This is a genomic window from Leucobacter sp. 1207-22 (assembly GCF_052850455.1).
The window spans coordinates 69750-92677 of sequence record NZ_VXCR01000006.1 but is presented as its reverse complement, the minus strand read 5'-3'; the positions used below and the strand labels follow the sequence as shown (position 1 = coordinate 92677).

At 62.1% G+C, this 22928-nt stretch carries 19 protein-coding genes, 1 tRNA gene and 1 pseudogene; 12 read left to right on the top strand and 9 right to left on the bottom strand.

Annotated elements, in window-relative coordinates:
- Positions 1-32: 32 nt before the first annotated feature.
- On the top strand, positions 33-1316 hold the full coding sequence (locus FW756_RS11155; RefSeq protein WP_446430231.1) for an ATP-dependent DNA helicase: 1284 nt from the start codon (positions 33-35) through the stop codon (positions 1314-1316).
- 8 nt (positions 1317-1324) lie between these two features.
- On the opposite strand, the gene FW756_RS11150 is transcribed toward FW756_RS11155, so the two are convergent.
- A complete protein-coding gene (locus FW756_RS11150; protein ID WP_446430230.1) occupies positions 1325-2083 on the bottom strand; it encodes a FadR/GntR family transcriptional regulator in 759 nt (252 codons plus the stop codon).
- A gap of 104 nt (positions 2084-2187) precedes the next feature.
- On the opposite strand from FW756_RS11150, the gene FW756_RS11145 reads away from it, so the two are divergent.
- Together FW756_RS11145 and FW756_RS11140 are read left to right on the top strand one after the other, a co-directional pair.
- On the top strand, positions 2188-3114 hold the full coding sequence (locus FW756_RS11145; RefSeq protein WP_446430229.1) for a carbon-nitrogen hydrolase family protein: 927 nt from the start codon (positions 2188-2190) through the stop codon (positions 3112-3114).
- A gap of 88 nt (positions 3115-3202) precedes the next feature.
- Complete coding sequence (locus FW756_RS11140; protein ID WP_446430228.1) at positions 3203-4552, top strand: APC family permease; 1350 nt, start codon at positions 3203-3205, stop codon at positions 4550-4552.
- A gap of 120 nt (positions 4553-4672) precedes the next feature.
- Here FW756_RS11140 and FW756_RS11135 read toward each other — a convergent pair whose 3' ends face one another.
- Complete coding sequence (locus FW756_RS11135) at positions 4673-5299, bottom strand: TetR/AcrR family transcriptional regulator (RefSeq protein ID WP_446430227.1); 627 nt, start codon at positions 5297-5299, stop codon at positions 4673-4675.
- 131 nt (positions 5300-5430) lie between these two features.
- Between FW756_RS11135 and FW756_RS11130 the strand changes: the two genes are divergently transcribed.
- Both FW756_RS11130 and FW756_RS11125 read left to right on the top strand, forming a co-directional pair.
- A complete protein-coding gene (locus FW756_RS11130) occupies positions 5431-6693 on the top strand; it encodes an MFS transporter (protein ID WP_446430226.1) in 1263 nt (420 codons plus the stop codon).
- Positions 6686-8335 (top strand): amidohydrolase, encoded by a 1650-nt coding sequence (locus FW756_RS11125; RefSeq protein WP_446430225.1) that lies wholly within the window; start codon positions 6686-6688, stop codon positions 8333-8335. Before FW756_RS11130 ends, FW756_RS11125 begins: the two co-directional genes overlap by 8 nt.
- A 6-nt stretch (positions 8336-8341) precedes the next feature.
- Here the strand turns inward: FW756_RS11125 and FW756_RS11120 are convergent, their stop codons facing one another.
- Positions 8342-8524 (bottom strand): hypothetical protein, encoded by a 183-nt coding sequence (locus FW756_RS11120; protein WP_446430224.1) that lies wholly within the window; start codon positions 8522-8524, stop codon positions 8342-8344.
- 46 nt (positions 8525-8570) lie between these two features.
- Between FW756_RS11120 and FW756_RS11115 the strand changes: the two genes are divergently transcribed.
- Positions 8571-9542, top strand: a complete 972-nt coding sequence (locus tag FW756_RS11115; RefSeq protein ID WP_446430223.1) for a hypothetical protein — start codon at positions 8571-8573, stop codon at positions 9540-9542.
- A 452-nt stretch (positions 9543-9994) separates the two neighbouring features.
- Here FW756_RS11115 and FW756_RS11110 read toward each other — a convergent pair whose 3' ends face one another.
- Positions 9995-10447: a DoxX family protein gene (locus FW756_RS11110; protein ID WP_446430222.1), complete on the bottom strand. Its 453-nt coding sequence runs from the start codon at positions 10445-10447 to the stop codon at positions 9995-9997.
- A gap of 161 nt (positions 10448-10608) precedes the next feature.
- On the opposite strand from FW756_RS11110, the gene FW756_RS11105 reads away from it, so the two are divergent.
- Both FW756_RS11105 and FW756_RS11100 read left to right on the top strand, forming a co-directional pair.
- Positions 10609-11289 (top strand): response regulator, encoded by a 681-nt coding sequence (locus FW756_RS11105; RefSeq protein WP_446430221.1) that lies wholly within the window; start codon positions 10609-10611, stop codon positions 11287-11289.
- Positions 11286-12317, top strand: a pseudogene (locus FW756_RS11100) (sensor histidine kinase); the annotation flags it as partial. The gene FW756_RS11105 and the pseudogene FW756_RS11100, both read left to right, overlap by 4 nt.
- A 29-nt stretch (positions 12318-12346) precedes the next feature.
- Here the strand turns inward: FW756_RS11100 and FW756_RS11095 are convergent.
- Together FW756_RS11095 and FW756_RS11090 are read right to left on the bottom strand one after the other, a co-directional pair.
- Entirely contained in the window at positions 12347-13435 is a 1089-nt protein-coding gene (locus FW756_RS11095) for an FUSC family protein (protein ID WP_446430220.1), read from the bottom strand.
- Between the two features lie 20 nt (positions 13436-13455).
- The gene (locus FW756_RS11090; protein ID WP_446430219.1) at positions 13456-14553 is read right to left on the bottom strand and encodes a biliverdin-producing heme oxygenase; all 1098 of its coding nucleotides are present in this window, start codon (positions 14551-14553) and stop codon (positions 13456-13458) included.
- 120 nt (positions 14554-14673) lie between these two features.
- Here FW756_RS11090 and FW756_RS11085 point away from each other — a divergent pair, with 120 nt between their 5' ends.
- Together FW756_RS11085 and FW756_RS11080 are read left to right on the top strand one after the other, a co-directional pair.
- Positions 14674-15930 (top strand): serine hydrolase domain-containing protein, encoded by a 1257-nt coding sequence (locus FW756_RS11085; RefSeq protein ID WP_446430218.1) that lies wholly within the window; start codon positions 14674-14676, stop codon positions 15928-15930.
- Between the two features lie 70 nt (positions 15931-16000).
- Positions 16001-16071, top strand: a tRNA-Gly gene (locus tag FW756_RS11080).
- Between the two features lie 256 nt (positions 16072-16327).
- On the opposite strand, the gene FW756_RS11075 is transcribed toward FW756_RS11080, so the two are convergent.
- Both FW756_RS11075 and FW756_RS11070 read right to left on the bottom strand, forming a co-directional pair.
- Complete coding sequence (locus tag FW756_RS11075; protein ID WP_446430217.1) at positions 16328-17056, bottom strand: LuxR C-terminal-related transcriptional regulator; 729 nt, start codon at positions 17054-17056, stop codon at positions 16328-16330.
- Positions 17049-18503: a PspC domain-containing protein gene (locus FW756_RS11070; protein WP_446430216.1), complete on the bottom strand. Its 1455-nt coding sequence runs from the start codon at positions 18501-18503 to the stop codon at positions 17049-17051. The genes FW756_RS11075 and FW756_RS11070 overlap by 8 nt, the downstream gene beginning before the upstream one ends.
- Before the next feature lie 113 nt (positions 18504-18616).
- On the opposite strand from FW756_RS11070, the gene FW756_RS11065 reads away from it, so the two are divergent.
- Both FW756_RS11065 and FW756_RS11060 read left to right on the top strand, forming a co-directional pair.
- Positions 18617-20395 (top strand): PspC domain-containing protein, encoded by a 1779-nt coding sequence (locus FW756_RS11065; protein WP_446430215.1) that lies wholly within the window; start codon positions 18617-18619, stop codon positions 20393-20395.
- The gene (locus FW756_RS11060; RefSeq protein WP_446430214.1) at positions 20392-20841 is read left to right on the top strand and encodes a hypothetical protein; all 450 of its coding nucleotides are present in this window, start codon (positions 20392-20394) and stop codon (positions 20839-20841) included. The genes FW756_RS11065 and FW756_RS11060 overlap by 4 nt, the downstream gene beginning before the upstream one ends.
- Positions 20842-20954: 113 nt before the next feature.
- Here FW756_RS11060 and FW756_RS11055 read toward each other — a convergent pair whose 3' ends face one another.
- Positions 20955-22895: an LPXTG cell wall anchor domain-containing protein gene (locus FW756_RS11055; RefSeq protein ID WP_446430213.1), complete on the bottom strand. Its 1941-nt coding sequence runs from the start codon at positions 22893-22895 to the stop codon at positions 20955-20957.
- Positions 22896-22928: the final 33 nt, after the last annotated feature.

Sequence of the window (22928 nt, the reverse complement as noted above, 5' to 3'; positions counted from 1 at the left end):
AGCGCCCCACCGAAACCGGGTACCCTAAATGGGTGTCGCGCCCCGAACTCAGCTCTGAACAACTCTCGGTCTACGAGAAAATTGAGCACACCCGCGAACACATTTTTGTCACTGGCCGTGCTGGCACGGGTAAGTCGACGATCCTGAATCACCTGTCGTACAACACGTCAAAGATCATTGCGGTCTGCGCCCCCACGGGTGTTGCCGCGCTGAACGTCGGTGGTCAGACGATCCACTCGCTGCTGCGCCTCCCCACTGGAGTGATCGCGGATCACGAGCTTGATCAGCCTTCCGAGCTGAAGAAGATGCTCGCTTCAATTGACACCCTCGTGATTGACGAGATTTCGATGGTGTCTGCCGATCTCATGGACGCGATCGACCGAGCACTGCGCCTCGCTCGCGGCAAGAAGCACGATCCTTTCGGTGGCGCACAGATCATCATGTTTGGCGACCCGTTCCAGCTGCCACCGGTGCCGCCGCGGGATCCGCACGAGCGCGCCTACTTTGACGACACGTACCGTTCGCTCTGGTTCTTTGACGCGAAGGTGTGGGATGCCGTTCCGCTTTCGGTCATTGAACTGAACGAGGTGCATCGCCAGCGCGATGATGCGTTCAAGCGAATCCTCGGAGCCGTGCGCCACGGCATCGTGGATGAGAACCAGGCCAATGCTCTAAACAAGGCGGGCGCGCGACCGGCTCCGCGCGATGTCATCACGCTTGCTTCGACCAACGCGACGGTGAACCGCATCAATGCCGAACGTCTTGCCGAGATTCGCGGATCCGCGCTCCGTGCAGTGGCCGAGGTAACGGGCGAGTTCAAGGAAAACCTGTTCCCAGCTGACGAGGTACTTGAGCTCAAGCCTGGCGCTCAAGTGATGTTCTTGCGGAATGATCCAGACGGCCGTTGGGTGAATGGCACGATTGGCACGGTGTCACGCGTCGAAGGCACGGTCTGGGTCGAGACGGGCGATGACGAGTACGAGGTTGAGCCCGCGGTGTGGGAGCGTTTCCGCTACCGCTACGACGCCGATACCAAGAAGCTTGAAAAAGAGGTCGTCGCCGAGTTTGAGCAGTTCCCGCTGCGGTTGGCTTGGGCGGTCACGATCCACAAATCACAGGGCCACACCTACGATTCGGCGTGCGTCGATCTTGGCCCGCGTGCGTTCACCGCCGGCCAGACGTATGTCGCGCTCAGCCGCGTGCGGTCACTCGAAGGCCTGTATCTCGCGCGCGATCTTCGGCCGAGTGACGTGATTGTCGATCCGAACGTGGTTCGCTTCATGCGAGAGCGCGGCGCGAGCGCACCAGCAGCGTAACTCCCCGCTCACCTGGGCAGCGCGACGAACATCTCTCGGTGCAGCGCGCCGACATGCTCGCGGGTGATGCGCACGGCTTCTACCGGATCGTTTGCACGCAGCGCGGCGACAAGCGCACGGTGTTCGTCGCGTCCCTGCACAAGCTCTTCGAGCGGATACGGCACGAAGTACTTCAGCAGCGCATCATAGGTTGCGAGATAGGTCGGGATCGAAGGCAATCCACTGATCTCGGCAATGAGCGTGTGAAATCGCGTGTCTGGGCCGTGATGTTCGAGCCAACTTGGGGCATCCTGGGACTGCTGAATGAGCGCGTCGAGCTCGTCACACTGTTCAGGTGTCGCACGCAATGCCGCTTCGTGAATGATGCCGCACTCCATGAGGCTTCGCTGGTCAATGAGGTGGCGGATCGCCTGCGCGTCAGCGCGGTACGCCGTTACCGCAGAGTCATTGAGTTCGGGTGGCACGTCGGCAACGAAGGTGCCACCGCCACGTCCGGGGCGCCGAACGAGCACGCCGTCTTCGACGAGGCTTTCGAGTCCGCGACGGGCGGTAATGGCGCTCACCTCAAGACCCTCTGCAATGTGCTGCAGCTTCGGCAACTTGCTTCCTGGGGCGAGCAGACCGTGCTCGATGGGGAGCAGGATCCGCGCCCGCACGGTCTCGACAGCAGAGAGCCTGGTCATTGCTGCTGAGCCCGGAACGACGAAGAGGGCATCCACTTCTTCCGCGGTACTCACGGCAGCTTCTGCCGAGGAATTCTTGCTCATAGTTTGATCCTAGCGAGACTCGTGTCTATAGTGATCAAGTTGATCATGATCAAAATGATCAGTTTGCTTGGACGCACGGACGTGCGCTGGACAAGGAGGTCGTCTTGACTACCCGCGGAATCGAAGTTGCGCTCGCGCAGCGCTCCCCCGAGCCCATCGACGGCACGCTTGATGGCTTCGCCGCCGACGTCGCCGCAACGCTCACCGAGCATCCGAACACCGGTCTCCTCGTATACCCAGAGATGCACCTGTGCGGCACAGAGCACCTGCCAGAGGCAGACCGCCCAGCAGCACTACGTGCAGGCGCGGTCCCCCTCGACAGCGAATATGTCGCAGCACTTGGCGCTATCGCCGCACGCCACAATGTCTGGCTTTGCCCGGGCAGCATCGGCGAGATTGGCTCAGACGGCAACTTCTACAACACTCAGCTGTTGTTCGCTCCCAATGGCGAACTCCAGGCGACCTATCGCAAGATGTTCCCCTGGCGCCCCTTCGAACCACACGTTCCTGGTACGCATTTCACCGTGCACGATCTCGACACTTTCCAGGCCGGAGGGAATGGACAGGACGAATCAGCAGCGCAGCCAACCGGCATCGTTGGCCTCTCAATTTGTTACGACGCGTGGTTCCCTGAACACAGCCGTCAGCTTGCGTGGCTCGGCGCAGAGCTCATCTTGAACATCGTGAAGACGACGAGTCCTGATCGCGAGCAGGAGCTTATTCTCGCTCGAGCGAACGCAATCACCAATCAAAACGTCATGGCCAGCGTCAACTGTGCTGGCCCGGTCGGCCGCGGCCGCAGCATCGTCGTGGGCCCAGAAGGCTTCGTCATCGCTGAGGCTGGCATCGGTGAGGAGACACTCACCTTCACGTTCAACCCCAACGACGTGACCGAGGTGCGCGAACGCGGCACCATGTTCAGCAACCGCGTGTGGAACCAGTTCACCCCAGAAGACGCACCGGTCGCCCTTCCTATGTATGACGGTCGAATCAACCCGACCGAGTGGGCACCGCCTTCGCGGCAGTCCTAACCAGGCGGCGCGGTGGCTGCCCCGCTTTGCGGCAGCCACCGCGCACCGTATCCCTGCCCCAGACACACGTAACGACAGAGGAGTCTCCGTGTCATCCAGCCCAGCAACATCCGCAACACTGACTCGCACGCTCAAGCTCCCTTCGCTTGTGCTGTTTGGCCTTGCCTACCTCACCCCGCTCATTGTTCTCGGCATCTTCGGTGTCATCGCCCAGCAGACGGGCGGAGCAAGCGCGAGCGCCTACCTCATCGCGCTCGTCGCGATGCTCTTCACCGCGAGTAGCTACGGCCGCATGGCGAAGGCGTACCCGGTTGCCGGATCCGCCTACACGTACGTGCGCCGCACGATCGATGGCCGCGTGGGTTTCCTCGTGGGCTGGGCGATCATGCTCGACTACCTGTTCCTCCCGATGGTGATCTGGCTCATTGGCGGATCGTACCTGCAGGCGCAGTTCCCTGCGGTGCCAATGCCGGTCTGGATCTTGGGCTTCATCGTCATCACAAGCGCGCTGAACATCATCGGCATTCAGATTGCTGACAAGGCGAACCTCATCCTCATGTCGTTCCAAATTCTGGTCATTGCATTCTTTGTTGCGCTCTCGATTGCTTCGGTCGTGCGCACCGACGGCGCAGGCGGACTCTTCAGCAGCGGCCCCTTCGTTGGTGACGGCGTTGGTTTTGTTGGCATCGCTGGTGGTGCCGCCGTTGCCGCATACTCCTTCCTTGGCTTTGATGCGGTGACGACGCTCACCGAAGAGACCGTGGATCCGAAGCGCACCGTGCCACGCGCCATCCTGCTCGTTGCACTCATTGGCGGCGGCATCTTCGTCGTCGTTGCATACGTCACCCAGCTCGTGCAGCCAGGCGGCACCTTCGCTTCACCCGATACCGCGGCATTCGACATCGCCACGAAGATCGGCGGTAACCTGTTCGGCGCGGTCTTCCTCGCGGCACTCGTTATCGCGCAGTTCACCTCTGGGCTTGCTGCCCAGGCTTCGGGTAGCCGCCTCCTCTTCGCGATGGGTCGCGACGGCGTGCTTCCGAAGCGGTTCTTCGGCGCGCTCAACTCGCGCTTACACACCCCTGTGCTCAGCATCCTTGCGATCGCGGTTGTCGGCCTCATCGCCATGTTCATGAACGTCGCGACATCGACCTCGTTCATCAACTTCGGCGCGTTCCTCGCGTTCATCATGGTGAATACGTCGGTCATCGTCTATTGGGCCAAGGAACGTCGCGCTGGCCGCGCACACAACCCGGTCCTGTACCTCGTGTTCCCAGTGATCGGCATTCTGGTCATCGCGTACTTGCTCGCACAGCTCGACCTGCACGCGATCACGCTTGGGTCGATCTGGCTTCTTGTTGGCGTTGCTGTCCTAGCGATCACGACTCGCGGCTTCCGTGTTCAGCCGCCTGAGCTCGCAGTCGATTCGGCAGAATAGCCAACTTCAACGGGCGGATCCGCGGCGCAGCCGCCCAGCTTCCCTCGGCAGTGGCCGGTCATGCACCTCGCGTGCGTGACCGGCCACTGCTGTGTGGTGTGCGGCCCGCCGACAGTGAGGCTAGTGGTCGCCTGGGATCCGCGCCCGTTCTGCACGAAGCTCGACGCTCGTGAGGATCAAATCAACACCGTGCGTAAAGAGCTGCTCGTTGCGCGCCTTGCCCGTTGGATGCTTGTCGATCAGGGCATCAAGTGACGGATGCAGTTTGTTGCGCGCGAAGATGCTTTCGGGCGACAGCGCATCAAGTGCCGACCCGAATGCGAACGCGTCGAGAGTCTCAATCGTGACGAGGAGTTCGTCGTCTGGCACACCTCCGAGTCGCAGCGCTGCGGCAATATCACCATAGAGTTCGAGCGTTTCTGGCTCTTCGATAATGACAGTGAGCAGCAGCTGCAGAGTGCGCGGGTGGTCTGAGTACAGGCGCCACAGCGTGTTGATGAGCACGCGCACCTGTTCTTGCCAGGGCAGCCCCGCGACCGACGGCGGCGCATACTCGGTCGAAAGTGATTCACGCATGGCGTGGATGATGCCGTCACGGCCATCGACGTGATGGTAGAGCGAGGAAGGACTCACCCCAAGCTCACGGGCGAGCGTCACAATCTGCAGATCGCGCCCAGATTCCACGATGTCAATCGCTTTTCTCGCGATGACGTCACGGCTCAACAGGGCCACCTTTGGACGCGCCATGAACCCTCCTCGGTGGTACCGGTCGCTCGGTTTGACAATGCGACCCCTTGCAGTGGATCATATTGCCAAAACCGAAATCAATTCGGTTAATGCTGTGAAATGCAATGACGCACTGAGAAAGGACTCTCACGATGAGTTCGAACACACACGCAATCCAGGGGTCCGATCCACGTCACCCGCTCGGAATCAAGAACGGCGCAGCCACCTTCATGCTCGCGCTCGCCGGACTCATGATGGCGAACCTCGCACCGCTCATCATCACCGCGCTCGAAGGACTTGGACTCTCCGGCATTGACGCTGGGGCGGTATTGACCTGGGGCCTGCTCGCGTCGGCCGTCGTGGGCCTTGGTAGTTCGCGCCTTGCCGCAGGGAGCCGACGTCGCATGCTTGCCCTTGCAGGCCTCGCAGTTGGCACCGTCGGGTTCGCGCTCGCGGCGTTTGTCTCAGACCAATCGGTTGCCGTCACCGCGTTCATCATCGGCGGCGCTGGTGTCGGCGCAGCGATCTCAACGTCGGGTGCAGCAATTGCCGCGCTTCGCAACCCCAACCGTGTGAGCGCGATGAGCGGCATCATTAACCGAATTCTCGTGATGATCGTGCTCGCCATCATTCCGATCATGGGGCTCAGCCAGGTCAATGTCTTCGGCGCACTCGCGGTTATTTCACTGCTCGGTTTCATTGTTGCAGCGTGGCTCCCTGATGCTCCCGAGCATGCAGCACCTGTCGATGTCACCCAGTCGCTCAAGATTGCTGAGCCCCGCCGCATTACTTGGGCGGGAATTGCCATTCTCATCGTTTTCCCGCTGTGGGGAACGAGTGAAGACGCCATCTGGACCATGGCAGGCGTCCTCGGCGACTCGGTCGGCCTCGCGCCAGCAGCACTTGGCACCGCTCTCAGCGCTGCAGCAGGCGGCGGTCTCATCACCATGCTCATCGTGCTCATCGCAGGTAAGAAGCTTGGCCGCGCAGTCCCGCTCGCACTCGCGCTCGCGCTCGGTGGCGTGCTGAAAATCTGGGTGGGCTTCACCGCGGATCCGACCACACTCGCGTGGCTCATCATCCTCATCAACACCGTCTACGCGTTCGCGTTCTCACTCTTCATCGCCACCGCTGCTGGCTTGGATGCTCGCGGCCGCTGGTCAGCTCCGCTCTCTGGCGCTTACCTCGTCGGATCGAGCTTCGCACCGCTCATCGGCGCGTGGCTCATTGAGACCGTTGACATCTCGACCTTCTGCTTGCTCATGGGTATTGTCAGCTTCATCGTCATTGTTCCGACCGTCATCATCGCCCGCGTCTCGGTGAGCGCAGAACGCGCGCTCGAACGCGAACACGCAGCAGCGCACCGCACCAATGCCACCGTCAACACCAACCCGGCAGGAGTCACCAATGACTAACGTCACCCTCTACCGCAACGCCAGCGTCTTCACCGGTCTCGCGGATCGCCCCCTCGCAGAAGCCTTCGCGGTTTCGGCAGGGCGCATCACCGCGGCGGGAACGCTTGCAGCCGTGCGATCCTCACTCGGCACCGGAGCCCAGCCAGCAGACGTGACCGAAGTGGACCTCGCTGGAAGCTTCGTCATGCCGGGCATGATTGAGGGGCACTCGCACCTGCGCATGCTCGGCGAAGCACTCGACAAGGTGCAGCTTCGCGGCTGCGAGACGCTTGCTGACATTCAACGTGCGCTGAGCGAGCGTCGTGCAGCCCAGCCCGATGCGCCCCACGTGCTTGGGGTGAGCTGGCTGTTCAGTGCGCTCGGCGATGAGCGTCCGACCGCTGCCATGATCGATGAGGTCATCTCAGATGTACCGGTGCTGCTTGATGCCAACGATCTGCACTCAGTCTGGGTCAACACCGCCGCGCTTGCAGCGATGGGTATCGACCGCGATACCCCCGACCCGGTTGGCGGCGAGATCGTGCGCGACGAGAATGGCGACGCGACAGGCTTCCTGCTCGAGACTGCCGCGATGCAGTACGCGTGGAGCTACCTTGAAAGCGTCACCTCAGAGGCTGATGAAGACCGCTACCTTGAAAACGCGTTCAACGTCTACCTCGAGACGGGCGTCACTGGGGCAACAGATATGGCCTTTGATGAGAGCCTGATCCGCCCCCTCGTGCGTCGACTGCGCCGCGACGGCAAACTGCCGTTCCCCATCACAGCGCACTGGCTGTTGCGCGCATCGGGCGACTCAGCAGAAGATCTTGCGCAGGTCGCGACTGCGGCTCGGTTGCGCGACGAGATTCACGCAGAGTTCGGCGATGAGTGGCTGCGCATCAACGGCGTGAAGTTCATTCTCGACGGCGTGATCGACGCCTGCACCGCAGCGATGCGCGCCCCGTACGCGAACGGCGAGAACGCTGCTCCCATTTGGAGCTACGAAGCAGCACTCCCCGTTGCGCTCGCAGTCGATGCCGCTGGTCTCCAGTTCGCGTTGCACGCGATCGGCGACGCTGCGAGCGAGATGGCGGCCGATTTAGTCGCGGAATGCATTCGCGTCAACGGACCCCGCCCAGACCGCCGCCCCAGAATCGAGCACCTCGAGTCGGTCGGCACCGACACCATCGCACGCATGGCCGCGCTCGGCATCACGGCCTCGATGCAGCCGGTCCACTGCGATCCCGCAATTCTTGATAACTGGATCGCAATGCTCGGTGACGAACGTGGCGAGCAGGGTTTCCCGTGGCATACCTTCTGCGAGCACGGCGTCACGCTCGCGCTCGGCACCGACGCCCCGACGGCCCCCCATCACGCACTGGACAACCTGTTCATTGCGTTGACCACCCGATCTGCGCTCGATGCATCACTGCCCGGATATCACCCCGAGCGCGCATTCACACCGGGTGATGCGCTGCAAGGACTCACGCACGGACCGGCATACGCCGCGAGCCAGGATGCGGATCACGGCACCATCGCCCCAGGCAAACGCGCGAACATTGCGGTGCTCAGCGTGAACCCTTTCACCGATGCGCCAGACGCGCTGCGTGACGCACGCGTACTCCTCACACTCGTCGACGGCGAGGTCGCCTACAGCGCCTAGGTTGGCTCATTTCCCGTAGGGCGTGCGCACACCAGTGGTGGCGCGGATCGACCAAGTGATCCGCGCCACCACATTGTTTGAGTTACGCAGCGATGAATGGTTCAGACGATCCGCGATGACGGTGAAACCGCTACCTGAGTCAAACTGCGGACCATTCTGAACCGTTTTCCCTGCGATCAGGCTCCCCATGTTGTACTTCTACATCCCACCATTTCAAAGATCAGGATGGTTGAAGATGTCGTTGAAAGCCTCCATCATTCCTCACTGCCTCTGGCAACAAGTCGCACCGATGCTTCTTGTTGGCCTACTCACACTGTCAGTTACAAGTCCAGCGCGGGCTACCCCGTCTGACTCTCCTCAAGAAGCTGCAGACGCCTTAGCTGCGCATATCGAAGCGGTTGCACCTGACGCTGGGGTTCCAACGTCAGGAAGCCTGTCGAATGATCAGGTCACTACGGAAACCCATTTTGGTGAAGTCGTTATCAACCTGGACCCGGCCGAAGGCATATCGATTTCGGGTGAAGTTAGGAGCAACCTCTTCGAAACCAAAATACATCTGCCAGACAATGTCGACATAGCAAAAGGCACAGTGGCTCAAGACGGCACTGTCGTCTTTGCTTCAGATCTTTCATCTGCGGATACACAGCAAGACGCGATTGCAGTACAAACACTTGACCAGCGCTCCACCAGAATTCAAACCATTATCGCCACTGCCCAAAGCGAACATTCCTTTGAGTATCGCATGGACGGCCTAGTGCCGTCCCAGGCCGACGATGGCTCGTGGATTTTCATCAGTCCTGATGGTTCAGGCCTCTATGTTCCGGTCGATGCGCCCTGGGCGGTTGACGCACATGGCAGTCCAGTAGAAACATTCTTCGAGATAAAAGACGATGCCTTGGTGCAAGTAGTTTCACCCACAGATACCGTTACCTACCCGATTACCGCCGACCCAACCTGGCAGTGGAATGGTGGCGGGTACGGTTTGAAACTCAATCGCACAGAAACGCGCAATGTGCGAACGTACGCAGCCGCAAGCGGAATGTGCACCATCATGTCCCGACGATGGCCTGGCGCAGCAGTGGCTTGCGGCGGCTGGACTGCTTACTTGGTGTTGCAAGCGAACTTTGCGGAAAGTGACAGGCCACGGAGCTGTCTCTTTGCAGTCGCCGTCCCCGCGCCAGGGACTATCTGGCGAGTGAAGTGCTGAGAAGATCGTATCCTCGAGCGCCATCGCGTCTGACATGCTTCTAGACTCAATTACCAACACCCCAGCGGGTGTCTATACAAGTAGCGCCATCGCGGGTCTGCTTGTCGGAATACTTCTGGCAGACTCAAGCTTTCCCGTCAATCGATGGCTGCCAAAGCTCACAGCTATCGGTGGTGTTGGCTTCTACACGCTTTATGCATTCGCGGTTGTCGAGATTGCGCCGTTCTCCGCACCGATCTTCGTTTTGGCCTGCACCATTGCGAGGTGCGTCTGTACGGCCTGTCTCCTGAAGAATGATCCAAGCATTTCTCACCTGACCTTTGTCAACAGACTGCGACTCTCTGTGAAAGTGCAGTACCGCCCTCCTCACCCGTAGCGCGTGCGCACACCAGTGGGGATGCGGATCGACCAAGTGATCCGCACCCCCACTGGTGTTGCTCCGTGATGAGGACTTACCGCAGGCATGCGGGGATACGACCGTGCAGCGTTGCGAGCGCAGAGAAACGGCCAGGGCCGAGGAGCGCAAGCGCGACCAGGGCAGCGGCGATGATCGCTGGCAGCTCCCAGCCACCACCGTCAGCGTAGAACCCTGCACCAGCGTGCGCCGTCACAATCGCAACGAGCAGTTCGAGCGCTGCAAGCACGGCGAGGGGGCGCACAAAGACGCCAAGCACGAGAAGCGCGCCGCCAACAAGCTCGAGTACAGCAACGACCACCGCTGCCACCTCTGGCATCGGCAGACCGAGCGAGCTGAAGAAGAGACCCACCTGGTCAACTCCCATGCTGAAGAACTTCTGCCATCCGTGTGCAAAGAGGGCGCCACCGAGTGCAATGCGGAGCAGCAGCTTCGCGATATCGTCCGACATCACGGCACGGGCGTCGGTGGGGGCAGGCGTCTGGGTCATAGAGGTCTCCTTCACTGGCGGCGCGGACATCGCGCCCAAATCTAGTGTTGGCCCAGGCGTCGGCGTGCCGGTATCCCCCAACTGGCCGAAACGCGGCACCAACCGGCTGAACTCTGCGCACACCCAGTGAGGTTTGGAGCCGCGCGACCTAGCATTGCCTTATGTCACCTCAGCCTCGGGACCAGAGCATTGCCGTCGTCATCATCGATGATGAGGCGCTTGTGCGGCAGGGACTCACCCTCATTCTCGAGGCAGCGCCCGACCTCACAGTCGTCGGAGCAGGTGACGGTACCGAAGCGCTCGACCTCGTTCGCGACTGCCGCCCGCAGGTCGTCCTGCTCGACATCCGGATGCCTCAGGTCGACGGGCTCACGGTGTTGCGCGAGCTTTCTGCGCTGCCTGATCCGCCCCACGTGATCATGCTCACGACCTTCGACATGGACGACTACGTGCGCACCGCGCTCGACCTCGGCGCCGCTGGGTACCTGCTCAAAGACACCGACCCCGAGCAACTCCCCCAATACGTACACACGGCCGCAGGCGGTGGCGTTGTACTCGCCCCAATGCCTGCGCGCCGCATGCGCGAGGCCGTACGCGAGGGCGGCACCGATCACGAGGCAGTGGCGCGGATCGCACAGCTCACCGAGCGTGAACGCGAGGTGCTCGTCCGCCTCGCACACGGCGACTCAAACACCGAGATTTCCCGGCAGCTCTTGCTCAGCGTCGGCACCGTCAAAGACCACGTCTCAGCAATCCTCGCAAAGCTCTCAGTTTCTGGCCGCGTACCAGCCGCGTTGCTCGCCGAACGAGCGGGAATTCTTCGAACGGAGACCACACGATGAAGTCGCTCACCCCAGCGTCGCTTCCACGCTGGACCGTCGAAGCCGCACTGCTCGTTGCCGCAGCAGCAGAGGCGGCGATCACCCTGTTGGATTCTGACCTCCTCAGTACGGTCTTCTCGTTCGTTGCTGCTGCTGGCCTGCTGCTCAGACGCCGCGCCCCGTGGGTATCCGTGGTACTCGCGCTTCCCGGACTCGTTTTCGGCTGCGCCTCGATCGCCGCAGTCATCGCGCTCTATTCACTCGCGGTGCAGCGACCACGTCGCCTCGTGCTTGGCGGTGCCATCGTGGTGATGTTCGTCGCGCACGTCATCGGCGCAACGTGGGCGGAAGCCCCGCAACATCCCGTCGGCCTGCTCACGACCGCAGCCATGTTTGCGCTCGCACCCGCCGCAGTTGGCGTGCTCGTTGCGACCCGCTGCCAGCTCGTCGACAGTCTTGCTGCGCTCAGCGATGCGCACGAGGAACAGCGCCAACGCGCCGCAACCGAAGCCGTACGTCACGAGCGCGAACTCCTTGCGCGCGAGATGCACGACGTCGTCTCTCACCAGGTCAGCCTCATGGCGGTACAGGCCGGTGCACTCCAGGTGCGGGCAGGCGACGAAGCATCACGCACAGGCGCGCGAACGATCCGCCAGCTCTGCGTCACCACCCTCGAAGAGCTCAGGACCATGCTCACGGTGCTGCGATCTGGTGATCGATCCGCGCCCCAAACTGCACCGCAACCCTGTCTGTCAGACATCGCCGCGCTCACCAAGGCTTCGGGACTCGACGTGACCGTCGATCTTGAGCTACCGGAGGATCTGCCAGCTCCCGCCCAGCGCGCGGCCTACCGCACGATTCAAGAGGCGCTCACCAACGCGCGAAAGCATGCCCCAGGAGCCACCGTGCGCGTCAGTGGCCACGTAGCCGACGGCGAGCTTGAGGTTCAAGTGCGCAACTCCGCACCGCACATGCCTGCGCTCGGACTCCCCGGCTCCAAGCTTGGGCTCGTTGGCCTCAGCGAGCGCGCCCACATTCTGGGCGGGTCGGTCATCTCAGGCGAGACCGCTGACGGCGGTTACGAAACCACCCTGCGAGTTCCGGTGGAGGTGGTGACCCGAGGCGGGTGGACGAACGCCGTCAAGATCGCGAGCGCCGCACCAACGAGCGTATCGATGACACGCACCTCAGCCGTCGCTCCCATGCCAGCGCCCGAAGCCGCCGACGCAGCCGACGAAATGAACAGCACAAGCGGCGTAATGAATACGAGCGCAAACGCGTAATTACGCACGACCACGATCTCAATTGCGAACTGGAAGATCGCGATGATGAGCACGAACATCCACGGGTTCGCACCGAGCGGCGCAATGAGCATGAAAAGCGCGGCACCGAGGATCGTTCCAAGTGACCGATGCAGACCGCGACCCACGGAATGCCTGCGCACTGTGCTGAGCCCGATCACGGCGACACCGGACGAAACCGTCCAGTAGGCACGCGACGGCTCGATCCACAACTCGCTCACGACCGTACCGACGATGGCAACAATCGCAACACGAAGCAGCAGTTCTTGCTCGCCCCTGCCCAACCAGAACCTTGGGATGATCTCGCGGAACGGTCTCGTCGGGCGGTCCCGCTCCACGCGGCGAAGGAGCGGCAACAACGCAATCACGTAAGCAAAGACAATGCCCACCGCGAGCGCCAGCAAAAACTCGCCGAGTGGCACCGGGCTCTGCGGGCCGGCAATCGTGCCAGCAAGTCCGTACATGAGCACGAAAAACACCGGGCCAGGCGGGCCAAAGCGCAGACCATAGCTGATCGCGCTCGAAAGCACCGCGGCGAGTACCAGACCAATCGCTGACGCGAGCGGCCACTGCGCGAGCCAACCGCCAAGCGCAGCGCAGCCGAACAACAGGGCGCCAACGAACGGCAGACTGCGGGCACGCTCAGCAGCGGGAAGATCCGCGAAGAAGAGCGCAGTAAACGCTCCCGTGCCGACCTGCAGGCCGATGCCAGGCCCGCCAAGCAGCGTGCCAATCGCGAGCGGAACCCCCATTGAGGCCGCTGCGCGTAGCGCGATCCACTGGCGTGGGCCGGGGCCTGCGGGCAATGCCCACAGACTCCGGAAAGCTTCGGAGAGCACTTGGCGCAGGTTTGCTTTCCTGCTCATGCGGCTCCCTTCAGCGGCACTCAGTTTGCTGCTCGGGCAGCCTTCTGCTTGCCCAGATCAATGAAGACCTGCGTGTTGAATGCGTACGCCTGGCGCACCTCGTCGCACATGCGCTTCTGCTCTTCCTCGTCAAGGGTGTCGCCAAACGAGTCAAGAACGGCACGGTAGTTGGTCTTGAACTCAACAAGGTCGCCGAGCTCAGCGAAGTTGTAGAACGAGATGCCGCGACCGTCTGCAAAACCATGCTGCTTCGCAACGCGCTTCGCAATCATCTGGCCGCCCGACAGATCGCCGAGGTAACGCGTGTAGTGGTGCGCAATAACGCCAGCTGCCCAGCCCTCTTCTGCGATCTCGGTAATGCGAGCCGCGTATGCAGCGGTCGCGGGAACCGCCTCGATCTGCTCACGCCAGTCAGCGCCGAGGAGGAACTCAAGGTCTTCCTCAAGCGCAGGAAGACGGACAAGCGCCGCAGGGTGCAGCTGCTCGGCATCGTCGCGAGTTGCGAGCTGGGTCGCGGCAGCCTCGAGCGCAACGTACATGAAGTAGTGCTGGATGACGAGGTCGATGTAATCCTGCTTCGTGGCGACACCGCGCATGATGTCTTCCATGAAGGTCGCACCCTCGCTGTCAGAGTGATCGCCCCACGAGCTTTCACGGATGACCTGCGAGAACGGCTTGGGGCCGGTGTGCTCTGCAGCAGCCGCGTGCGGGTTACCGCCGTGTGCGTGGGGGTTGCCACCGTGGCCGTGCGCGCCGTGGCCGTGGGCGGATCCGCCATGACCGTGATCACCGTGCGGGTTCGCATCAGCTGCAGGCTTGTGCTCCTCGCGCGCAGGAACACCGAGCGTCTTGCACGCTGCCTGGTACACGAGAACGACGTCGCGACGAATCTGGGGGCGCTCAGTCAGCGGAGCGTTCGGCCAAGCGACCGTAATCTCGCGAACGCCTTCGGGACCCTCTGCTCGCCAAACACCGGCATCCTGGTTCAGATCCGCCATCACACTGGCAGTTGCACCCGGATAACCGTTTGCGCGTGCGATGAGCAAATTGTCATCGTTGTGGTCGTCATTCATGTGGGCGAGCACTGCGTCAATAACGGCGGCATCAAAGTTCTTCACGACACCATTCTATTAACGACTTGATCAAAGAGGCCATTTTCACGGGTTACCGCTGGTACCACAGAGTAGACTTTCACCGACTTTGCCTCGCGCAACCAGTAAGCAGGATTGGCGGTTTTCGTGTTCGCAACCTTTGCCCGACGCACTCGCGTCGCCACCGTGGGTGCCCTCGCGGTCGTCGCCCTCAGCCTCACCGCATGCAGCGGAACGGGTCAGATCGGCGGTGATTCAAGCTCCAGCACCGTCAGTGACGGCCTTGCAGGCAGCTTCGAGACCGCAGTCAAGAACGCCATGGAGAAGAGCGGATCGACAGAAGCCGTTGTTGGTGTCTGGACGTCCGAGGGCGAGTACGTACAGGGCTTCGGCGAGGGCATTGACGGCGGATCGCAGTTCAACGCTGCGCAGACCGCGACTCCGTTCGCGTGTGCCATTCTCCTCGACAAGGTCGGCAAGGGTGAGCTCAAGCTCGATCAGCCTGTCGCCGATGTGCTGTCGCGTCAGGCTCACCTCGACGACATCACCTTCGAGCAGCTGTGCACGCAGCGTTCGGGTCTTGCCGACTACAAGAAGGGCTTCGAGAACATCAACCTCGTCACGCCCGAGCGTCGTTTTGAGGAGCAAGAGCTGCTTGCGAACACCTTTGCACGCTCGCCCCTCTCCTGGCCAGGCCTTGACTTCCATGAGTCAGATGCGAACGCACTTCTTTTGAGCCGTGCACTTCGCATCGACTCAGCAGTGTCAGAACGTGACCTCTACGCAGACTCCCTCTTCGGTGTCGTCGGCATGAAGTCGTCGTACATTCCCGCCGTTGACGAGGTACACCTCGCTGAAGATGGTCTCTCACCGCTCGCTTACCCCAAGAGTGGCGGCGATGTTGTGTGTGACGCAGAAGATATTTCTGTTTCTGGCGTCAGCACTTCGATGATTTCAGGCCCAGGCGCGGCAGTGACCACGGTTACCGACATGAAGCGCTTCTACGACGCATACTTCGACGGCACCTTCGGTGGCCCGAAGCAGGCGGGCGTCACCACCAAGGTTGAGCCAGCCACGAACCCTGAGCGCGACAAAGAGGGTAACCCCACCAACGAGATCGAAGCAGGCGGACCTGAGTGGGGCTTCGGCGTCGAGAAGGTCGGCCCGCTGCTCGGCCACGCTGGCACGCTTACCGGCACCATGAGCGCCGCATACCAGGACCCCGAGACCAAGTTCACCGTCGCAGTTGCGCTGAACAACTCGACCGCTGGTACCGGTTTCGCTCGCGCGCTTGCGTTCGAGCTCGCTGCAATCGCAGCTGAGAACGGCGCAGCGCCCGAGATGGGCTGGACCGCAGAAGCACAGGCGAACGTCATCGCCGAGAAAGCAGTCTGCGGCGCATAATTACGGCGTCAGAATGGGGGCTTGCGGGCTCTCATTCTGATACGCTCGTAGGGTTGCGGCAACGCAATCTGGGATCGTCGTCTAATGGTAAGACATCAGCTTCCCAAGCTGAGAACGCGGGTTCGATTCCCGTCGGTCCCTCTGATGAAGGTGGTGGGTCTCGCTGGCGCGAGGCCCACCACCTTTTGTGTGTGCCGCACTGCCCTTCTCTGAGGCGCAACTCTGCCAGCTTTTGCCCGTGTCTGGCCTCATCAGCCCTCGTCTGCAAATCTGCCGTCGACAAGACGTTTTGAGCGATATTCGTCTTATCGACGGCAGATTTCAAGAGGTAGGCAGGCCCCGTCGTCAACCACGACCAGAAATGGCCGAGCGTGACTGAATCTGAGCAGCACCCGCCCTACAACAGCCGCCGCGACAACGCCCACGCGGTAAGTTCATGCCGGTTCGACAGCTGCAGCTTGCGCAACACCTTAGAAACATGGGTTTCCACCGTCTTTACCGACAGGAAGAGCTCAGCAGCTACCTCCTTGTACGCATAGCCACGGGCGATCATGCGCATGACCTCCTGCTCGCGGGCAGATAGCCGGTCAAGCTCGTCATCGGCAGCCGCGGTCTCACCCCCGCCGGTTCCAAAGGCATCAAGCACGAACCCAGCCAGCCGCGGCGAGAAGACCGCGTCGCCACCGTGCACGCGCACCGCAGCGGCGGTGACTTCTGCGCCAGAAGCCGCCTTCGTGAGGTACCCCCTGGCACCAGCGCGGATCACTGTCACCACATCATCTGCAGCATCAGAAACGCTCAACGCTAGCGCACGGGCGACGGCGCCTGAAGGCGTGCCTGCGATGCGTTGCAGCACCTCGGCTCCGCCGCCACCAGCGCCGCCAGGCAGGTGCACGTCAAGGAGCACCACCTCGGGAAGCGTCTCAGCAATTACGGCGACGGCCTCGTCAACGGTTGCTGCCTCCCCAACGACATCAAGTTCCGGCCCGAGTTCGGCACGCAGTCCCGTACGGAAAATCTGGTGATCGTCCACGATGACGACGCGGATCTGGGCACCCGGACCGCCCTGACCACCCGGGACGCTCTGGGCACCTGGAACGTTTTCGGCACCTTGCAGCTCAGTCATTCGTGGTTCCTTCCGGAGAATCTGGGCTCGCGGCGGCCGATACCACCCGAGGAATACTCAATCGCACCGATGTGCCTCCGCTCGGGCCCGGCACGATCCGCGCCGTGCCACCGGCACGCTCCATGCGCCCGAGGATCGACTCACGCACCCCCATTCGACCGTCAGGGAGGCTCGTCAGGTCGAGGCCGGGGCCGCGATCAGTGATGTCGATGCGGATCGTGTCTGCGGTCGCCTCCAGGTACACCGTTACGTCACCGCCCGCATGCCTCGCCGCGTTGAGCATCGCTTCGCGAGCGGCACCAATGATCGATTCTGGGGCGATGCCAGCGGAACCCACTTCGACCACCTCGAAGCGCACCGCATGCGCTTCCTCGAGCACAGAGGCATGGGCGCGCAGCTCTTCGCCAGCGAGTTCTCGCTCGCGCGCGGGAGCACCATCGCCAGCGCGGAACAGCCACTCGCGGAGTTCGCGTTCTTGACCGCGGGCGATCCGCGCCACTTCACTCCCGGGTGTGGATCGCTGCTGGATGAGCGCGAGCGTCTGCAATACCGAGTCATGCAGGTGCGCCGCGATCTCGGAGCGCTCCTCTTCGCGGGCGCGGGCGGATCGCTCCGCAACAAGCTCCCGGTTCAGGCGCAGGAGCCATGGCGCGATGGCGAGGGCGACTCCGGCCAGCACGGCAAAGGCTGCGCTGATGACGGTGAGTGCGCTCGGTTCGCGAGAGGTGACGAAGAACATGAGCACTCCGGCGGCAACAAGCGCGAGGGCGCCGAGCACCCGGGGCACCATGTTGCGTTCGGGATTGCGGCGGTCGGTGAATTGCCACCAGGTGAGTCCGACGCCAACGAGCACCGCGAGTGCGGGAAGGATGAAGGTGAGGTCGAAGCGTACGCCGAAGCGGTCGAGCACGAGTGCGATTCCAGCGATGAGGAATCCTGCGCCGAGGAGGAGTTCGGCGACGGGCCAGCGGAACACATTCACACGGTCAGGGGCTGGCGGATCGCTCAGCTCCGCCACGGCAGGCCTGGGAGTGGCCTCGGGCGCTGCGGGCACGGGGGCAGCCGTCGACGGTGAAGCCACACTCACAGCAGCCGCCACAGCAGCCACATCAGGCGCGGCAACGACTGCAGGCGCAACAGGTGCCACACCAGCACCAGCAGTTGCCGCGGCCGTCGCTCCAGCACCAACGCCATTACCCGCCCCCGCATCAGCAGCTGGCCGCGTCAACGCCCGGCGCAACGGCACAATCGGCTGCAGTTCTCCCTCGGGAGGCACCGTTGCCCACAGCCACACGTAGAGGAGTGGCCCCGCGCCTGCGGCGAGCGCGAGCACGGCGAATGCGATCCGCACCCCGATGACTGGTACGCCGAGGTGCGCGGCGAGGCCAGCACAGACTCCTGCGAGGACACGGTCGTCCTTCGCGCGTACGAGCGGGGGTCTGTTCATGGTTCTATCAAAGCAGCCAACGGGGGCACCCCGCACCCTCAGGGGCGAGGATCAGGGGTCGCTCAGGGGAAACCCCGATGGCAGGGTTCGCGCGCATCCAGCAAACTCGAAGTATGAACACCACACCCGAACCGAATCAGAACGGCAATGCCCCCTTCGGCACCCCGTTCTTCACGTGGCTACGTGGACTCGGCATCACCCGCGGCAGCGACCGCTGGTTCGCCGGCGTTGCCGGTGGCCTCGCGGCAAAGGCGGGCATCGATCCGCTCATTGTGCGCGGAATCTTTATCGTGCTTGCCGTACTCGGTGGCCCCGGCCTGCTGCTGTACCTTGCAGGCTGGCTCTTGCTGCCTGATGCCCATGGGCGTATCCACCTGGAGGAACTGTTCCGGGGGCGAGCGTCGGCCGGAGTCGTCACCGCCGCAGTAATTATTGCGGTCGTTGTGGTGATTCCGGCGATCTTCCGAATCCTCTCACCCGGCTCGGTAAGCCCGTTCGGCCTCTGGAACTGGGGCTGGGGCTGGAGCACCTCGATGTTCCCTGACTGGCTGCAGGTGCTCTTCACCATCGCTCTGTGGGTTGCCATCGCGAGCGGCGCTGCATGGTGGATCAGCCGCGTCGCGCTGAAGCACGGTCGCAAGCAGAACGCAGCGAGTGCGGCTACAGATGCGACTGCAAACATGAACGCAAGCCCGGGCGAATACACGACCGCGGGTGAGCCTACGGCGACAACGGCCACACCCACACCTACGCCCACGCCCACTGGAGAGCCAACGGCGACGACCACGCCAACGGCGGCTGGGTTTGCTGCGTCGGCTGGCGGATCCGCCCCCACAGCTGGCACCACCCAGCCCACCTGGGAACAGCGCATGAGCGGCTGGGAACAAAATGTCTCTGAGTGGGGCGAGCGTACCGGTGAAAAGGCATCCAAGTGGGGTGACGACGTCGGACGCAAGGCAGACGAGTGGAGTGCGCAGTATGCAGCACACCATGACGCTCGCAAGCTCGGTGCAGGTCACGTCATCATCACCCTCGCGTTTGCGCTTCTCGCCGCTGGTGCCTGCGCGATCTGGGCACTCACATTCAATGCGCATTTGCCGTTTGAAACGGGAGTGCCTGCCTCACTCGTCGCGGGTATCACTGGCGCACTCGTTGTGCTGGCGGTATCGCTCATTGTCGCTGGCATCCGGGGCCGCAGTACCGGGGTCGTTGGTTTCTTTGCAACGGTCGGTGTCGTTGCGCTCCTTGTCACGGCAGTGTTCCCCTGGGGTTCGCGGTTCCAGCCGTTCGGCAACATGTACGTTCCCGCTGGCCAGGCTCCCGGTGCCGTGGTGATTGCTGGCGACATGGATCTCGACCTCACCGACCTGCAACCAGAAGACGGCGACCTCACCGCTTGGCTCGGCGCCGGACGCGTGAATGTCTCGCTCCCGGTCGAGACGCCTGCCATCGTCACGCTACGTGTGCTCGCTGGCAATATCGAGGAGCCGGGTATCGCGGGCGCCAGAACCGCAGGACCACTGTTGAGCCGAACCATCGAAGTGAATGGCACCGACCGCCCTGGGCGCAAGGCTGCTTCTCAGTCGGGCGCGGATCTCCCCCACATCACCGTCTACGTGTTGGCAGGCAATATCCGCGTTCTGCACCAGGTAGCGAGTTCAGAAACGTCGTCATCTTCGTCAACGCTTCGCTCGGTGGACGAAGATGCAGAACGAGTGAAAGCCGAAGAAGCGGCTCAGCGAGCTGCCGAGCAGATTACCGAGGAGCTTGATCACGTACAGTGGCAGCTCACCGAGCCTGGCCTCTCTAACAAGAACCGCGCCGAGCTCGAAAACCGTGAGGCCGAACTCGAGACGAAGCTCGCCCGCGTTGAAGAGGAGGTCAGCCGATGAGTCACACAGACGAGAATCTGCCAGCCGCAGACTCAGAAAAGAACTCAGAAATTACCGCGGAAACTGTCGCGGAGCCAGAACAGCAAGCGGCAACAGCCGTTCTGCCAAGTCAGGAAGAAGCGCAGGCAGCGCCCACTCAGGCGCAAGCGACAGCAGCTCCGACTCCGACTCCGGCTCCGGCTCCGGCTCCGGCTCCGGCTCCGGCTCCGGCTCCGGCTCCGGCTCCGGCTCCGGCTCCGGCTCCGGCATACCGTACCGGGCCGCGCACCGGGCCCATCATTTGGGGCGCCCTGATCCTCGCGTTCTGTGCATACGTTGGCCAGCGGGCGTTTGGATCAGGAAGTCTGGATGCGATCACCTGGATCACCATCACGACAATCGGACTCGGCGTGCTGCTCCTCATTGTTGGTGTCACCGTCGTGCTGCGCGGCCGTCGCAACAAGTAGCGTCCCCGCAACGCAGGCATCCTGTAGCAAGAAGGCCTGCAACAGCAGTGGCCCCTGTAGAACATGTGTTCTGCAGGGGCCACTGCTGTGTCCGAGGACAGGTCGTGAACGAGTTACTTCACTGCTCGACGACGCAGCAGCATGACGGTGCCGCCCGCAAGCAAGAGCGCTCCCGCTGCACCAAACAGCCAGGCGCTCTCGGCACCTGTGTTCGCGAGCCCAGTCGCTCCCTGGGTCTGAGTATCCTCAGGGAGGGGCTTACTCCCGGCGCCGTCGATGTGTTCTTCTTCACCGTCGGTATTCGTGCCGGGGAGCTTGTCCAGTGTCACCGTGAAGGTGGCGGTCCCCGTCACCGAGTCGAACTTCCATCCAGCGGGGAGATTTGCTCGATCAAGTGCAAACCCGTTCTGCGGGGTTGCGGTGATGGTGACCTTCTCCCCCGCTTTCGGGTGCGCATTCGAAAGCGTGTAATCAATACCGTCGGTGGTGGCGAGTTCGAGGCGCGGATCAATCACCGAACCGTCCGCATTGCGAACCGCCTGGGAAACCTTCGGATTCTCCGGTACAGCGAGCTTCTCCTTCACCGTGTTCGAGAAAGCACAGTTCACAGAGGTTCCGCCCGCAACCCTCGCCTCAGCGACCAGTCCGGTACCAGCAGCGACCTTCGCACCACCCGCGTCAACGCAAGCCCACGATGTGGAGTATGCATCAGCGTTCGCCGAAACCTGCTGCGTCACGGTGTAGGTGCCGGGGGCAACGGGCAACGTCAACTGTGCGTTGAGCGCACCTGGTGTCGTCGAAGTGTTTCCGAGCTGCGTTCCTGCCTGGTCTGCAACGCTCATGCTGAAAATGTCATCGTCGCCAACCAGTGCCGAAACCTCAAGCGATGCAGAGAAACTGGTTGCGAGCCCTGACCCAGCAAGGTCGAAGGGGTAGAAACGTGCCTCGTCGTTCCCCAGCGCCGGGTCGAGCTCAGAAACAGCAATCTTCGACACCGATTCAGTGCCCGGAATCGTCGTGAGCGTGGTCACGTCGAGCTGGTTGAACACGGCCTGCAGCGGCGCCTCGGCTTCATGGGTGAGCCCAATCGACATGACGTACATGTCACCTGAACCGGTGTATGCCGTTCCCATGTAAACCGGCTGCGCAGCGTTCTGCGTGTAGAGCGTCGGCTGAACATCAACACGTGGCACCGGAAGGTACTTTGCCGCACCTGCCTCACGCCATGTGCCAGGGATCGACTCGAACTGGGCCGCGGGAAGCACCGCAGACAGCTGCTCATTCGATTCAAAGCCTGGGTTCTCGTAGCTTGTGTACAAGATCATGTTTCCGTCAGCGTCGAACGCAAGATCGCCGTACAGCTGGATGAACGCAGCGTTTGTAAAGACCTCTGGGTCCACCGCGATGTCAATATGTGCCACTTCACCAGAGCGCTCATTCGGCTGCGCCACTGCCTGCGGGTCGGAGCCCGGGGTGAATGCATAACGGTAGAGGTGGAAGCGCACGACCTCGCCCTCAGCGTCGGAGTTGTCTGCCGCAGTGTTGCGTGAGAGGTATCCGAAGTAGTACTCACCGTTGGGCGCCACCGCGCCAGCGACGACGTTACCCGTCGTGGGGCTATTCATCGACATGTTTGCCTGAACAATTTCAGGCTTGCTGTCGGTGTTCGGGTTGTATCGATACACGTCGACCGAGCTTGGGGTTGCTGACGTGTTGTTATTCGAAACGAAGTAGAACGAGCAATCCTGCGATACGCCGAGCGCGTCAAAAGGCGCGACCTGCTGGCCTGGAACCTTGTTCTTCGCCGTCATCATGTCACTGAACGGCGTCCAGCTGCCACCGTCGACGACACCATTCGAGTCAACCTGGTATTCAAGGATCTGCCCCTGAACAGTGTCAGACATGTCGTACAGGTTGCTCAGCGCATAGAGAGAATCTGGCGAGCAAGTCTGTGCCGGTGCCGCCTGAGCGGGAGCCGCCACCGGAGCGAGAGCAGCGATTGATCCAGCCATCACCGCGGTAAGCGAGAGCATGCCAATCGATCTGAACTTCATTGCTAAACTGTTGTTTTTTATATGTTTAGGCAT

Excerpts from the sequence above, each read along its gene's own strand:
- FW756_RS11150 (WP_446430230.1), bottom strand. The coding sequence starts at position 2,083 with ATGAGCAAGAATTCCTCGGCAGAAGCTGCCGTGAGTACCGCGGAAGAA.
- FW756_RS11135 (WP_446430227.1), bottom strand. The coding sequence starts at position 5,299 with ATGGCGCGTCCAAAGGTGGCCCTGTTGAGCCGTGACGTCATCGCGAGA.
- FW756_RS11130 (WP_446430226.1), top strand. The coding sequence starts at position 5,431 with ATGAGTTCGAACACACACGCAATCCAGGGGTCCGATCCACGTCACCCG.
- FW756_RS11125 (WP_446430225.1), top strand. The coding sequence starts at position 6,686 with ATGACTAACGTCACCCTCTACCGCAACGCCAGCGTCTTCACCGGTCTC.
- FW756_RS11120 (WP_446430224.1), bottom strand. The coding sequence starts at position 8,524 with ATGGGGAGCCTGATCGCAGGGAAAACGGTTCAGAATGGTCCGCAGTTT.
- FW756_RS11115 (WP_446430223.1), top strand. The coding sequence starts at position 8,571 with ATGTCGTTGAAAGCCTCCATCATTCCTCACTGCCTCTGGCAACAAGTC.
- FW756_RS11110 (WP_446430222.1), bottom strand. The coding sequence starts at position 10,447 with ATGACCCAGACGCCTGCCCCCACCGACGCCCGTGCCGTGATGTCGGAC.
- FW756_RS11105 (WP_446430221.1), top strand. The coding sequence starts at position 10,609 with ATGTCACCTCAGCCTCGGGACCAGAGCATTGCCGTCGTCATCATCGAT.
- FW756_RS11095 (WP_446430220.1), bottom strand. The coding sequence starts at position 13,435 with ATGAGCAGGAAAGCAAACCTGCGCCAAGTGCTCTCCGAAGCTTTCCGG.
- FW756_RS11075 (WP_446430217.1), bottom strand. The coding sequence starts at position 17,056 with ATGACTGAGCTGCAAGGTGCCGAAAACGTTCCAGGTGCCCAGAGCGTC.
- FW756_RS11070 (WP_446430216.1), bottom strand. The coding sequence starts at position 18,503 with ATGAACAGACCCCCGCTCGTACGCGCGAAGGACGACCGTGTCCTCGCA.
- FW756_RS11065 (WP_446430215.1), top strand. The coding sequence starts at position 18,617 with ATGAACACCACACCCGAACCGAATCAGAACGGCAATGCCCCCTTCGGC.
- FW756_RS11060 (WP_446430214.1), top strand. The coding sequence starts at position 20,392 with ATGAGTCACACAGACGAGAATCTGCCAGCCGCAGACTCAGAAAAGAAC.
- FW756_RS11055 (WP_446430213.1), bottom strand. The coding sequence starts at position 22,895 with ATGAAGTTCAGATCGATTGGCATGCTCTCGCTTACCGCGGTGATGGCT.